General features: G+C 40.8%; 14 protein-coding genes and 1 tRNA gene. 9 read left to right on the top strand and 6 right to left on the bottom strand.

The window, feature by feature from the left end; translation table 11 throughout:
- Window positions 1-292 precede the first annotated feature (292 nt).
- Window positions 293-490, top strand: coding sequence for a hypothetical protein (locus tag ACEW80_RS24980; protein ID WP_373529176.1), 198 nt, complete (start codon window positions 293-295; stop codon window positions 488-490).
- Here ACEW80_RS24980 and ACEW80_RS24985 read toward each other — a convergent pair.
- Entirely contained in the window at window positions 487-804 is a 318-nt protein-coding gene (locus tag ACEW80_RS24985) for a hypothetical protein (protein WP_373529177.1), read from the bottom strand. The two genes, ACEW80_RS24980 and ACEW80_RS24985, sit on opposite strands and share 4 nt — an antisense overlap.
- A gap of 507 nt (window positions 805-1,311) precedes the next feature.
- Here ACEW80_RS24985 and ACEW80_RS24990 point away from each other — a divergent pair.
- Window positions 1,312-1,467: a hypothetical protein gene (locus ACEW80_RS24990; RefSeq protein ID WP_373529178.1), complete on the top strand. Its 156-nt coding sequence runs from the start codon at window positions 1,312-1,314 to the stop codon at window positions 1,465-1,467.
- Here the strand turns inward: ACEW80_RS24990 and ACEW80_RS24995 are convergent.
- Complete coding sequence (locus ACEW80_RS24995; protein WP_373529179.1) at window positions 1,464-2,003, bottom strand: hypothetical protein; 540 nt, start codon at window positions 2,001-2,003, stop codon at window positions 1,464-1,466. The genes ACEW80_RS24990 and ACEW80_RS24995 overlap by 4 nt on opposite strands.
- A gap of 92 nt (window positions 2,004-2,095) precedes the next feature.
- Window positions 2,096-2,551: a hypothetical protein gene (locus ACEW80_RS25000; protein WP_373529180.1), complete on the bottom strand. Its 456-nt coding sequence runs from the start codon at window positions 2,549-2,551 to the stop codon at window positions 2,096-2,098.
- Window positions 2,552-2,964: 413 nt separating this feature from the next.
- Between ACEW80_RS25000 and ACEW80_RS25005 the strand changes: the two genes are divergently transcribed.
- Together ACEW80_RS25005 and ACEW80_RS25010 are read left to right on the top strand one after the other, a co-directional pair.
- Window positions 2,965-3,037: transfer RNA gene (locus tag ACEW80_RS25005), tRNA-Ala, on the top strand.
- A gap of 329 nt (window positions 3,038-3,366) precedes the next feature.
- Complete coding sequence (locus ACEW80_RS25010) at window positions 3,367-3,801, top strand: hypothetical protein (RefSeq protein WP_373529181.1); 435 nt, start codon at window positions 3,367-3,369, stop codon at window positions 3,799-3,801.
- Window positions 3,802-4,007: 206 nt separating this feature from the next.
- Here the strand turns inward: ACEW80_RS25010 and ACEW80_RS25015 are convergent, their stop codons facing one another.
- The gene (locus tag ACEW80_RS25015) at window positions 4,008-4,481 is read right to left on the bottom strand and encodes a transposase (RefSeq protein WP_373529182.1); all 474 of its coding nucleotides are present in this window, start codon (window positions 4,479-4,481) and stop codon (window positions 4,008-4,010) included.
- Between the two features lie 303 nt (window positions 4,482-4,784).
- Here ACEW80_RS25015 and ACEW80_RS25020 point away from each other — a divergent pair, with 303 nt between their 5' ends.
- From ACEW80_RS25020 to ACEW80_RS25035, 4 genes are all read left to right on the top strand, one after another.
- Window positions 4,785-5,015: a hypothetical protein gene (locus ACEW80_RS25020; protein ID WP_373529183.1), complete on the top strand. Its 231-nt coding sequence runs from the start codon at window positions 4,785-4,787 to the stop codon at window positions 5,013-5,015.
- A gap of 296 nt (window positions 5,016-5,311) precedes the next feature.
- The gene (locus ACEW80_RS25025) at window positions 5,312-7,504 is read left to right on the top strand and encodes a cation:proton antiporter (RefSeq protein ID WP_373529184.1); all 2,193 of its coding nucleotides are present in this window, start codon (window positions 5,312-5,314) and stop codon (window positions 7,502-7,504) included.
- Between the two features lie 4 nt (window positions 7,505-7,508).
- Window positions 7,509-8,018 carry a hypothetical protein gene (locus tag ACEW80_RS25030; RefSeq protein ID WP_373529185.1) on the top strand — a complete coding sequence of 170 codons (510 nt, stop codon included), beginning with the start codon at window positions 7,509-7,511 and terminating at the stop codon, window positions 8,016-8,018.
- A gap of 92 nt (window positions 8,019-8,110) precedes the next feature.
- A complete protein-coding gene (locus tag ACEW80_RS25035; RefSeq protein WP_373529186.1) occupies window positions 8,111-8,953 on the top strand; it encodes an AMIN domain-containing protein in 843 nt (280 codons plus the stop codon).
- Window positions 8,954-9,072: 119 nt separating this feature from the next.
- On the opposite strand, the gene ACEW80_RS25040 is transcribed toward ACEW80_RS25035, so the two are convergent.
- Window positions 9,073-10,992, bottom strand: a complete 1,920-nt coding sequence (locus ACEW80_RS25040; protein WP_373529187.1) for a transketolase C-terminal domain-containing protein — start codon at window positions 10,990-10,992, stop codon at window positions 9,073-9,075.
- Window positions 10,993-11,291: 299 nt separating this feature from the next.
- Between ACEW80_RS25040 and ACEW80_RS25045 the strand changes: the two genes are divergently transcribed.
- Window positions 11,292-12,056: a DeoR/GlpR family DNA-binding transcription regulator gene (locus tag ACEW80_RS25045; RefSeq protein WP_373529188.1), complete on the top strand. Its 765-nt coding sequence runs from the start codon at window positions 11,292-11,294 to the stop codon at window positions 12,054-12,056.
- 105 nt (window positions 12,057-12,161) lie between these two features.
- Here the strand turns inward: ACEW80_RS25045 and ACEW80_RS25050 are convergent, their stop codons facing one another.
- Window positions 12,162-12,701, bottom strand: a complete 540-nt coding sequence (locus ACEW80_RS25050; protein ID WP_373529189.1) for a DUF3172 domain-containing protein — start codon at window positions 12,699-12,701, stop codon at window positions 12,162-12,164.
- Window positions 12,702-13,031: the final 330 nt, after the last annotated feature.

The following is a 13,031-nucleotide window of genomic DNA, read 5'->3' on the forward strand; positions in this document are numbered from 1 at the left end:
TGCCCCCTAATGTGCGATAGATGCTTTACTCATTAGCATACTACTTAACACATTTCATGCTCAAATTATACATTTTACATACATACTTCAAGAAAATAATCTGTATTTTTCACTACAAAATTAGATGCGCTTACCCTGATACTTTTGCCAGCCATTGTATTGATTCTGGTATGACTATACAAGAGACTGCTGATATTACAGGGCATGATATTAAAGTACTTTATAAACATTACTTAGGCTCAGTTAAAAAACCTAAGTTACCTGAACTTTAAACCAAACAAAAGGAGTCATTATGGAAGTTAACCTTCCTGCTTTAATAGAATATTTGACTTTACTTTCTGAATTAGAAGATGGAGATGAAATTTTTGTTAATGGGTACACTGTCAAGCGAGAAGGCAATAAAATTTGGCAACATATTTTTGATTATGCTGAAGAAGATGAAATTGATGAAGAAATTATAGAAGGTGAAGAGGATAAAGGTATTAATTAGCTGTAGTAATTCTTCCAATTTTTAATGATTGTTTTAATGTTGTCATTATTTCCCCCATTTAAAGCTGTATCTTTTATTACCTGAACCCAATCTGGTATCCAATTTACACTCATATCTTCCTCAGTACACAAAGCTACTGCTGCATTTTGTATCTGAGTAATTACATTACTACCTACTTCAATCCAACTAAGACTACCCATAATTTCATACCCACCTCTTGCTCTTGCCTCCCATCTTTCTTCTATGGCAGGGCTATAAAACTCAAGTAAATCCTTCATTCTTTCATTTAATTTATTAATTGTAGATTCCTGCATAGCCCCACACCTGGTTAATTAAGTACCCACCCAACATAAAGCATCCTGTAACTCAGGTAGGTGATTCAGGTCACTTTGAGGCGATCGCTCTTTTAATGATTACTATGGTATTGGAGAGGGCTTTCACTATCTAAGTACAGTCTACTAACTATAGTAGCATAGAATTCTAAGTGGTAGCATACGAATGTTGTTTGATTGGCTGAAAGCTTTAGTAGATAAGGGTTACAAGGGTTATATTTTACTTTATTTACATACCTATGATACTTATTAACTTGTATCCCCTATACTTTATCTACTTCTAACCTTTATCCCTAACCTATCTTCCTAACTTTCTAAATACTTACTGTGCTAATTTAGTTTAAAATTTTGTCTAACTAATAACTAAGTATACTTATACCAATTTTATTAGTTACTCAAGTTTTACTATAAACTTAGTTATTAGTTAAAATTAGTACCTTTACTATATGTAGAGGCGGGGCTGGCAGGTTTGAGTTAAGGTTTTATAAATTGGATGATAAAGGACTGGCTACTGACTGTGTGATGGCTTTAGCTTTGGCTGCTTATGCTTGGAAGAGGAGAAGAAGTGCCAATATTTACGGTGATGATTTGTGGGGTGAAGAGGAACAGGAAGTACCTGAGTCTTCAATGTTGAGGGCTGCTTAGTTTACTAGTCTAGTCAAGTTGGTAAATTCTTCAAATCTTCTTCCCATTTCCATAATTTTAATTGTTATCTTCTCAGCCATGATAGGGCTCATTCTGTGGATAGGCAACATTAACCTCGTTAAAACATAATCTCTTTCTTCCTTGGTAAATTGTATAGGAGAATCCTTTGCCATCACATAAATAAGTGATTTACAAATAAAATCAATACCTTGTTCTTCATGAAATGGATGTGGATCATCTTTATAAGTGTTTACACACCATGAACCAAATTCATAGCATATTTTCCATCTATCATTACGAAACTCTTCTGTAAGTTGAATAACCTGATTCACTGCAAGGTCAGATCCATAACCTCCCAGAAGAAAGTTACTGAAAGCTTCCTGATATAAATTGGTTTTTTGATATACGCTAGTTTTATTAAATAAAAAATTATCTAATCCCAACTTCTTTTCTAAAGATGCCTGAGTATAAGGAAACTTATTTTTATCTACAGTTTGTAAATAACTCTGTACGGACAACGCATAATATGAAGTCATATATACCCTTCTTTAGGTGTGTGTAAGATGTTTAATCAATTTATTGTAAAAGTTTTTATTAACTTTAGCTTGTATGTAAAAATCAACCATTTCTAAGAATTCAACATGCCTCTTACCAATGCAAACGTTGCTTCTATTGACTCAGCAGAAAGACCAAGAGTTGTTTGTGCCAATGCAGATATTTCTGATATTAAATCAACAGAAACACCTTGAACTAAATTTAATCCCGCTAAAATTATAGGGTCTGTACAATTTTCTTTTAAATCTCCCATTCTCATAGACCTCCGAGTTATATAATAAATTAATATCCCAAATGCTTCTCCAGCATTATGGTTATTGACTTCTGATTCTTTTAAAACTTCCTTAATATCATTTCTAGCCCCTATCATGCAAGGAATTATAAATGAGGTATAACTCTTTTTAAGCTCAATAGAAACATCATTTTGCGAAGTGAACTGAGATGCGATTTCTTCAGCTTTTGTAACTTTAGCTTGTATATATAAATCAATCATTTGCAAAAATTCATCAGGAGTGTTTTGATATGCCATTTAGTTAAACCCTGTAATTATTATCTAAATTTGATTTACTCTCACTAGCGAAGGAGAATTAGCAAGACCCTTAGAGAGATAAGAGTCTGAGAATACTTAATTTTAGTAATCTGCCCAAGTAAATCTGCTGCTGTGGTTTCCTGAGATACCACAACACACTAAGTCTATTGGCAATAACGCAAGGGGCGTGAACTTAGTCACAATTGACCCAAGAGTTATTTATTGCTTGCAGACTGTATCAACTTTAGCTAGTGAAAACTTTAGTGTCAATAATCACTCAAGAATCTACTTAATATTTACGTTTCTTAATAAAGTTGTCTTGACTTAACTTGCATAAACTTGCATAATAGTTAAGCTAATACAATTTATAAAACTAATTAGAAAGCTTAAACAGCTTGCCTATTAAGGCTTCCGGGGTTATAGCGCAGTTGGTAGCGCACCTCAATGGCATTGAGGGGGTCAGCGGTTCGAATCCGCTTAGCTCCATTCTTAACACTCTAAAACTCTACCTTAACGGATGTGACTCGAAGCATAACTTTTCCATGAAGGAAAGCTTATGCTTACAATTTTTTAGCTTGACAAAAACGCCAGAAAAAGAAGGGAAAAGGGAAAAGGGGAAAGGGAGGGACAGATCGCCCACAAGGGGCGAAAGCGCGTAGCGGGACGAAACCTATTTAGCGCCGCATTGAGGTGAAGGGCAGGGCGCAGCATGATTAAGAAGTTTCCTAATATCCTTGTCTTGCAAAAAGTACTACAATATTGCTGAATTTTTTAATCCATCTTTTCCCGAATTTTATTCAGCACTCAGCACTCTTATGACACCAACTTTATTTGGTCGCTGGCAAACTCGATTATTATTACTTGCAACTATCGGCGTACTGGTATCTTTGCCATTTGCAATTGGTTGGATTGCTTCTAGTGCTAACTCGGTTTATTTTTGGATACTTGGTTATATCGCCATCTTTGGCTTAGGCTGGGATGTGCTTTATAACTATCTGCAAAAATCGCGCTGGGATAGAGATTGGCCTGCAATTTATCAACTATTAGCTGGTATCTGGGAATTAGTATTTGTTTTCTGTGGAATCAAACTGTTTGGCTTTTTACCAATACCTTTACATAAGGAAGAACTACAGCTAGCAACTTTTTTGTTGCACTATAGCGTCGTGTGGCTAGCAGTTTTTATTAGTTCACAAAGCCTGATGCGAATTATTTTTCTCCGTTGGCGTTTTCGGGGTGGGGAGTGGTTGTAAAAGCTTAAATCCTCGAAATATTAAATTTGTTTTCAGCTGCTTATTGACATATATTTGACGATTACTTTGAGTGTTAAAAACTAAACTAAACGAGAAATGCTGATTTTTTTCGTTGGTTCTTAACGTTGGTTGTGATGCGTTTGTTCTGAGCAGACCAGGAGTTCAGTGGGTTATCTTTATATGTGTTAGTTGATGTTGGGATTAAATTATAGATGGCGTTCTTGGCTGTGTTTTACCCCTACTGCTCGTGGTACTTTTAACTTCGCTTTCATTTGATAATGCACTGTATCATGTACTACTTTATATGACGCTTCTACTCCCTCTAACGCCTTCAGCCATGTTCGTATTTCTTCATAACTTTTGAATCCGTGCGGATCTGACAATTTTTTTAACAGTTGCTCTCTGGCGGACGTTTTAATGATTGGTGGTCGCCCTGAACCTTTTTTCCTAGATATCAGACTGGTGATTCCTGACTCTCTATAAGTCTTTAACCATCTTTGTACTGTCGCTCTTCCTCTTCCTAAGACAACAGCCAAATTCTGTATTGTTTTTACCTGCCCTATTTTCAGTAAATACAACGCTTGAATACGTTCTTTACCTAATGCTGTTTTTTGTTTTCTCAGTAGTTCATGCAATTGGTCTGCTGACTCAAATATTTCTACTTTGGTAACTCCAGGCATTTTCGGTTGTTCAGATTTATTCCTTAATTATTTCTATTATTTTTTTCGTGAAATGGTATTACAGGTATCTATGCAATATTCGGTGCTTTTGTGCTGGGAGTAGTGACACCACGCGGAGAATTTGCCCAACAAATTCGCCAACATACGGAGTTTTTAACTACTTATTTTTGTTACCGATATTTTTTGTTTTCTCTGGACTAAACACTCAAATTGGATTGGTAAACACGCCTATTTTGTGGGGAATTACCCTCTTAATTATTGCGATGCCTACGGCGGTAAACTACGCAATTCTCCGTAAGGGTATTGCTTGTATATTGGCTGCAAAATTGGCGTGAATCAGCAACTATCAGCGCTCTCATAAATGCTTGTGGTTTGATGGAGTTAATCATCCTGAATATTGGTCTGGAACAAGGTGTAATTACCCCAACTTTATTCACTATAATGGTCATTATGGCAGTCATTACTACCCTTATGGCATCACCACTAATTGCCTTCTTATTGCACGGGACAAGCTATGATAAATCTTCCGCTTAAGCAAATTTAAATACAAAATTAATTACCTAGTAATTAGGTAAAATTCTCTGTTTTAATTCTGGCTATAACCGCTAATTTTTTGTAGTGGCATTTAAGTAGCATTACAAACTGACTGCCCATTACCTATTGTTGGTTAAATCGGAAGCTCGGAAGTTTTTCTAACTTTAGCTCCTAAATCATCAGAATTCATTTCCTGCAACTGCATCCTGACAGCGGGTATATTTAACAAGCTTGACATTTTCTAGTCTTTTAAAGAATCATCTTAGAAAAACCAGATAGTTACTTTTGAGGAAACCATGCACATAGTTATTCTCGTTCTGGTTGAGGTGCTGATTGTTATTGGACTTTCACGGCTAGTAGGACTAGGATTCCGTTCCATTAAGCAACCGCTAGTAATTGGTGAAATTGTCGCCGGGATTATGCTCGGCCCATCTTTATTTGGTTTAGTTGCTCCCGATCTAGCAGTTACCTTGTTTCCACCAGAAACTTTTCCTTTTCTAAATGTTTTGTCTCAGGTGGGACTAATATTTTTCATGTTTCTGATTGGGCTAGAACTAAATCCAAAATACCTCAGTGGACAATTAGAAGTAGCTGTTTTAACTTCTCACGTAAGTATTTTGGTGCCCTTTTCCTTAGGAACATTGCTAGCGGTGGTACTTTATCCTTTAGTTTCCAACGCTAGTGTATCCTTTACCACCTTCGCCTTGTTTTTGGGGGCAGCGATGTCGATTACTGCCTTTCCGGTGTTGGCACGAATCATTACTGAGAACAATTTACAAGGAACACGTTTAGGAACGTTGGCGTTAACTTGTGCAGCAGTGGATGATGTGACAGCTTGGTGTCTGTTAGCAGTAGCGATCGCCGTAGCTCGGACTGGCGACTTTGCTGGTGCCATACCCACAATTATCGCCAGCATAGTCTACATCGGCTTAATGTTAACGGCGGGACGTTGGTTCCTGCAACGCCTTGCCACTCATTATCTCCGGGCGGGACGCCTCAGCCAATTGCTGTTAGCTGGGATTTATATGGGCGTAGTTGCGTCAGCACTAATCACCGAACTAATTGGCATTCACTTAATTTTTGGGGCATTTTTACTGGGTGCAGCCATGCCTAAAAATGAAGATTTAGTGCGGGAATTGGCAGTAAAAACGGAAGATTTTGTGCTGATATTCTTGCTGCCAATATTTTTTGCCTACAGTGGTTTGCGGACGCAAATAGGCTTGCTCAACCGTCCCGAATTGTGGCTGTTGTGTGCGTTGGTTTTAGGAGTAGCGATCGCAGGTAAATATGTTGGGACTTACGTAGCGGCTCGTGTGAGCGGCATTAGTAAACGAGAAGCTTCGGCGCTCGGTTGGTTAATGAATACTCGCGGCTTAACCGAGCTGATAGTGTTAAACATTGGTCTAGAGTTAGGAGTAATTTCCCCCTTAATATTTACCATGCTGGTAATTATGGCATTGGTAACTACATTCATGACCTCGCCATTACTGGAATGGACATATCCGAAAAAGCTGATCAGGTTGGATGTCATGGAATCAGAATCGGAAGCAGAAACAAGTATAGACACGTCTGCTGAAGGTGAAACTTACATCCGTCCCTACCGAATTTTGGTGCCAGTCGCTAATCCGAGTACCCAAAAAGGTTTGGTACAGTTGGCAGTAGCGTTGGCGCTAAATTATCGACAACCCGCAGTTGTTCATCCACTGAGCTTGATTGAATTTGAAGAAGATTATGGCTTTGAAAGTACCCCAGGTGAGGCAGATCGATTAATCGCCCAGCGCCGCCAGCAATTAGAACAACTAATTAACACTCTCGAACCGCCAGAAACACGCTCTCATCTGCATCCCATCGTTCGCATATCCAGCAATGTCGCCCGGGAAACAGCACAGATTGCCGTACTAGACCAAGTTGATTTAATTCTCGTGGGATGGCATCGCCCAGCTTTTAGTAGCAATCGCTTAGGTGGAAGAGTCGGTCAAATTCTCACCACTGCGCCAGTGGATGTCGCAGTGTTTGTAGATCGGGGAAGCGATCGCTTAGAAAGCTTGTTGGTACCTTATTCAGCAAATATTCACGATGATTTGGCACTTATATTGGCTCTGAGACTGCTAATCAATCATGAAACTTGTATGTTGCAAGTTTTACAAGTTTTACCGCAAAATCGTCTCAAAGATGAATTGAGTTATGAACTGGATACAATGATCGAGCAATTACCGAGTAGTGTACGCGATCGCATCGAAATCAAAATTGTCCAAGCTCCAGATCCAATCCAAGCTGTAGTCGAAGCCTCAAAAAGTGTAGACCTGACAATTGCTGGCACCAGCCGCACTTGGGGTATCGAGCGTCAAACATTAGGAAGATATACAGATCAACTAGCTATCCAATGTTCTTCCTCTCTGCTGATTACCCGCCGCTACAGTCAAATCACCGCTCATTTAGCTTCCGTACTTCCTGCAATTATTAGTCAAAAACCAACATTAAGGAGTTGAAATTATGAATCATTTCAACTTCAAATCTTTAACTTTTTACGGAGTAGCAATAAGTTCAGTATTACTGTTGTTTAAAACTGTCAGCGTTTATGGGGAAAACAATCTCAAAGCTCCTCCTCCAGTTAACGGCCGCTATCGTCTAACCCTGGCTGAAAATTTGCCGAACTGTAAAAAATCGGATACCCTGACGTTAAATGTTGAGCAGTCAGGTATTTACTTAAATGCCTCAGTATTACCACCGACCGCTAACGCCGATACTGACGAAAAGCACTCTCTCACAGGAATCTTAAAAAATCAACAGTTAAATTTATCTGGGAAAGTCGGCAGATCAATCCTTTGTAACATTTCTCGCCCCCAAAATGATCCTCTGAACTCAGTCACAATTCAAATGCAACTTGTGGATAAAGGTAATATGACAGGTCAATTAAGCATAAATGACAGCCCGCAAACTCTGAAATTTACCGCTGTGCCCCAAAAAGCTCAGGAAAAATCTCAAAAGTTAAATAATCATTGAATTGGAAAGTGGGAGTGGGGATAGGAATTGCCAGGGCGAAGTAAACAGCAGTGTGAACGCATTGTATGGGTTTTATGGAGCAGATAAAAAGAATGCATCAGGGACTAAAGACTAGGCAATTTTGCCAAGGGCGCAAGCAGCTATTTAGCATCAGTGTATTTGGCTTTTGTGCAGCGATCGCGATCGAGACTTGCAGCACTGCCGCTACACCACTGGCAAAGCTAAATAATTGGCGTTTTTCACCCAAGACACAGCAACTCGAAATCAGCCTATCAGCAGGCACAACCCCCCGTTATTTCTATCTTACCCAACCCCCTCGTCTGGTTCTAGATTTGCCGAATACTAAGTTGGGCAAAATTACCACGCAACAAAATTATTCTGGAACAATCCGCAGCATTCGCGTTTCTCAACTGAACGCAAACGCCACACGCATTGTCCTAGATTTAGCACCAGGGACTGTTTTAGATCCAAAGCGGGTACAACTGCAACCCGTTTCCCGAAAAAATTCTACTCGTTGGGTATTACGTCCGGTTATTTCTGGTAAAGCTACTGCTGTGAAACCAGGAAACTCCCCACCTTCAGCTAAGAAACAACCTCAAACACCGTATAAGTCACAGCCGCCTAACGTACCCACAAATTCTAGTGACCTACAACCACCCTTACTCACAGTTCCACCTCCATCCAATCAACTGCCCCCAACAATTACTACTAACTCAGGGCAGCCTTTTGTAACTGTACCTCCCCTAACGCCGAATACGTCCTCTCAACAACCTGGCTTGATTCTTCCCCCTCCTTCTTTCCCAAATCAACCGGGTAATTTAAATAGCATTCCTCCTTTCGGAATGGCTGAATTTCCAATTCCAACAGTCCTCAATGTTCCTAATCCCCAGGTGATCGAGTTTGGTCAACCTTTACCGAAAACCAAATTTAAATAGGGCATTGGGCATTGGGCATTGGGCATTGGGAATAAGTCTTTGAACTCCGTTAACGAGTCTTTGATACTCGTGAACGAGTCTTTGAACTCCATTCCCATGCCCAATGCCCCAATATCGTATTACTTTCCTCCAGTTAACTCCTTCACCTTGTTGATAATGCTCACTGGATCAATACCTTGATATGGGTACTGTTCCCACAAACCACCGCAACCTTCTTTATGAGTTCCTAGATGAGCATATTTGGGAGTCAACCCGCGCTCAAGCAACCAAGAACCGAAACGGCTACCTAAGCCAGTCCGACGGTTGAAGGCTTCTACTACAAGGACAAAGGGAGCTTTACCAATTTTGGTGATTATTTCTTCATCAATAACATTTAGGGTTGCCTTATTAATCAAACCAACGTCTAGCCCTTCTTGCTTAAGACGCTCGACGGCATCAACTGCACGGTAGAGAGCATCACCAAAAGCAACAATGTAGCCTTGCGTCCCCTCTCGGATAACTTCATCTTTACCAGGAACAAATTTGTAGCCACTGCCAAAGAAGTCATTGCCGTTGCTGTCCTTAATGTTGGGCACCTTGGAACGGGTGGAAAAAATAAACCGCAGTCCAGGCTCAAAGAACACAGCTTCTACACAAGCTGTCATTTGATTAACATCTGCCGGGAAGTACAACCGTGTTTCATACCCATCATCCAAGCCATTGTCGGCAAACATATTGTTCAAACCGAAGTGACAGGTGTTATCTGCCATGTCATCTATGCCTGCATGGGAAAAGTGGCACAGTACATTGGAATAGTTCAGCCGTGCCATTGTGATTTCTGAGATACACATTTCTAAGAAGGCACTGAAAGTCGCAAAAATACCTTGCTTGCCCTTCTCCATCCCGAATCCAGCAGCAGCAGAGAAGTTGCCCCGTTCCATGATCCCAGAGGAAATAAATATTTCTGGGTAGGTATCGTGGATTTTCTTTAGACCGCAGGAGCCTTCTAGGTCAGTATCTATGACTTTAACTTTTTCTTTACGCTCCGCCTCACTCATCCGACCCAGGACAGCTACCACGGCTTCACCAAACACATTGCGGTTAGCGCCCCATTTGTCGCTAGAACCCAGAAATGTATAGGTTTGCTTGGGTTTCTCAATACTTTTCAGGTATTCGATCGCCGCAGTTTGTCCATGAGATTCCAGATACTTAACTGCTAAATCTACAGAAATGACATCATGACCGTGAGTAGAGCCTTCTAAACCTTCAATACCAGGACACATGGGGCGTTTGTTGACGAGAGCGATCGCTCCGGGAGTATTCACAACTTCGCTCATCCGATGGTATAAATCGTCTAAGTCTTCTCCATTTCCCTGAAGCACTTTCAACCCGTGACCTTCTAAAGTTTTGGCAACACTGAAACCAGGTAAATATTTAGAAGGATGTCCAGCGATCGTTACATCGTTGTCATCGATGATCAGCTTGACGTTGAGATGTTGAGCAACAGCCAAACGAGCCGCTTCCGCGTTGTTACCTTCCTGCTGCGAGCCATCAGAACCAAGACAGACAACAACCTTGCCCGGATTTGCGATCGCTACACCATTGATGTAAGGCCAAATATGCCCCAGTCGGCCAGAACTAAATTTCACACCAGGAGTTAGCCCTAGTTCGGGGTGTCCTGGCAAATGAGAATGTGCTTCCCGATAACGTAAAAGTTGCTCGGCAGGTAAGTCACCATGCAACGTTGCCATCAGGTATTGAGTAGCAACTCGATGTCCTGCCTCATCAAAGAAAATCGGCACAAATTGCTCTGATGCTCCCCGGAAGAAGGCATCAAGGATCATCACCTCTGGAACTGTATCGTATGGCCCACCAGTATGACCACCTACTCCTCTAGCAGCGCCAGTCGCTGTAAAAAAGACGATCGCATCTCGGCAGAGTTGAATATTCGCTTTTAGAGTCTCTCGCTGTTCAGTTGTGAGGCTCGAATTTGCTGGATTCAGCGCTAACGGTTTGTAAGCACCGAGATCAATTGGAAATTGGGTATTAATAATAGTCATGGCTTATTTATTGAATAAAGAGCAATTTGAACAGATGGGTTCCATGAGCGCACTAAAACTTGTTAAAACCCAGATTGGGCAACAATTATCCAACGGTTTCCCCAAGTTAAAATCAACCACTCGGAACCATTGTTAAACGATCTGGCTTCAATGAACAAATCAACACATTCAACAGTGCATGAATGTGCTTAAATTCGATTCAAGTTACGGATTACCGTACAAAAACCTGTACACGAATAAGTATAAACTCACAAACGGGCAACTTCAAGACCAAAAACGCAATTTCAGGAAAATTAATTATGCTAACTGCTGAACGACGACAATTTATTTTGGAAATTCTTCGTCGTGATAAAAAGGTACTTTCAACAGAACTCAGTGCTGTTCTCAAGGTTTCTGAGGACACAATTCGGCGGGACTTGCGAGAACTGGCAGAAGTTGGACTATTGCAACGTGTTCATGGGGGAGCGCTTCTGAAATCTCCAGCGATCGCTAGTTATGCCGATCGCCAAAAACAAGCGCCAAAAGAAAAGGAAGCGATCGCTCGTGCAGCAGCAAAATTAATTTCTACAGGACAGGTGGTGATTTTAGATGGAGGTACGACAACTCTCCAGATAACCCGTCATTTGCCTCTAGATTTGCAAGCGACAGTCATCACAAATAGTCCGCCAATTGCCATTGCATTAGCAGAACATCCCCATATAGAGGTTGTGATGTTAGGTGGACAACTCTACAAAAAAGCCTTGGTGAACGTAGGTACTGTTACGATTGAAACCTTACGGATGATTCGTGCAGATTTGTGTATGTTGGGAGTTTGCAGTTTGCACCCAGAGGTTGGGATTAGTGTACCTAATCTGGACGAAGCGCACGTCAAACGAGCCATGATTGCTGGTTCGGCTGAGGTCGTGGGATTAGTGACAGCAGAAAAATTGGACACCGCTACTCCCTATATAGTAGAGTCCATTAGTGCATTGACTTACTTAGTAACTGCACCTACAGTATCTAATGATATGCTAATTGCCTACAAAGCTGTAGGTTTGACGATTATACGTGCTGAGTACGAATAACCTTTTCTCAGTCGTCTTTAGACGACTTTCACTATTAGACTCAGAATTCATTCTGAGGCGGACTAGATAAAAATGAAATAGCCCTGTCTATCCCCATGCCCAAATCTAAAATCTGTCCGTTTCCTGAGGCGTTCCAACTGCTCCTGGTTGAGCCGTAAAGAAGTTTTGAGCCGCTTCATTCTGATATATACATCTAATATCAGGTTTATCACTGTCCAAGTTACCTGTAAAGCCAAAAGTGTTCAGGTGATTTTTGCAATCTCTTACCTGATCAGATGTTATCAGCTTACGTTGCTCTAAAATTGCCCAGTTGTTTTGTCGGATCACGCATCCAGGACGCATACTAGGCTGGGCAACATAAACGTTGAAGGGGTTGAGAGTGACAAACAGTCTAGCGTCCATCACCATAGCGCTAGCCCCATTCTGCACGCAAATTTCAGGGTTTGGTGCTTTGGTGTCAATGAATTCACGGGAAGCCACATTTGATGGGGCTAACGTGCTTGTAGAACTAAAAGCAATGCCAATTCCAATTCCCAACATCAACACCCCTCCCATAATTGCGATGGTGAAGAGGTTAAACATAGGGGATTGAAAAGCAGAGGGTTTAGAAGTAGTAGCTGATCTACCAGTAGATTTACGTTTCATTGTTGTTTAATCACCTTCACGCCTATTTGGCAGGGAGCGGTCTAAAGTTTTCTCCCTCTTTCAGTATGCCTATTCTTGACTATAGCAATCCGATTTGATTTCTGAAATTATTTGCGTAGGCTGGGAGTGGGGAGTAGAGAAGAAGTCTTTTTGAGTTGTACTGAGTTTGTTCAAAAATCAAATATGAGTCCTATATAGGGCTTGCTGAACAAAAGTGAAACATAGTCTAGGTAAGGGTTTTGAGCATTTTTTCACCAAGCAAGTGCAAGACTATAGCATCCAGAGGTTCAAAAACCTTGCACTTTCGTCGGCGAGCGCCGGGCAAATTGG

It is taken from the genome of Nostoc sp., from assembly GCF_041747015.1.
Classification (GTDB): domain Bacteria; phylum Cyanobacteriota; class Cyanobacteriia; order Cyanobacteriales; family Nostocaceae; genus Nostoc.

Bases quoted from the DNA above. Each gene is read 5' to 3' on its own strand.
- ACEW80_RS25030 (WP_373529185.1), top strand. From the start codon at position 7,509: ATGAATCATTTCAACTTCAAATCTTTAACTTTTTACGGAGTAGCAATA.
- ACEW80_RS25010 (WP_373529181.1), top strand. From the start codon at position 3,367: ATGACACCAACTTTATTTGGTCGCTGGCAAACTCGATTATTATTACTT.
- ACEW80_RS25025 (WP_373529184.1), top strand. From the start codon at position 5,312: ATGCACATAGTTATTCTCGTTCTGGTTGAGGTGCTGATTGTTATTGGA.
- ACEW80_RS24995 (WP_373529179.1), bottom strand. From the start codon at position 2,003: ATGACTTCATATTATGCGTTGTCCGTACAGAGTTATTTACAAACTGTA.
- ACEW80_RS25000 (WP_373529180.1), bottom strand. From the start codon at position 2,551: ATGGCATATCAAAACACTCCTGATGAATTTTTGCAAATGATTGATTTA.
- ACEW80_RS25015 (WP_373529182.1), bottom strand. From the start codon at position 4,481: ATGCCTGGAGTTACCAAAGTAGAAATATTTGAGTCAGCAGACCAATTG.
- ACEW80_RS24980 (WP_373529176.1), top strand. From the start codon at position 293: ATGGAAGTTAACCTTCCTGCTTTAATAGAATATTTGACTTTACTTTCT.
- ACEW80_RS25040 (WP_373529187.1), bottom strand. From the start codon at position 10,992: ATGACTATTATTAATACCCAATTTCCAATTGATCTCGGTGCTTACAAA.
- ACEW80_RS25045 (WP_373529188.1), top strand. From the start codon at position 11,292: ATGCTAACTGCTGAACGACGACAATTTATTTTGGAAATTCTTCGTCGT.
- ACEW80_RS24985 (WP_373529177.1), bottom strand. From the start codon at position 804: ATGCAGGAATCTACAATTAATAAATTAAATGAAAGAATGAAGGATTTA.
- ACEW80_RS25050 (WP_373529189.1), bottom strand. From the start codon at position 12,701: ATGAAACGTAAATCTACTGGTAGATCAGCTACTACTTCTAAACCCTCT.
- ACEW80_RS25035 (WP_373529186.1), top strand. From the start codon at position 8,111: ATGCATCAGGGACTAAAGACTAGGCAATTTTGCCAAGGGCGCAAGCAG.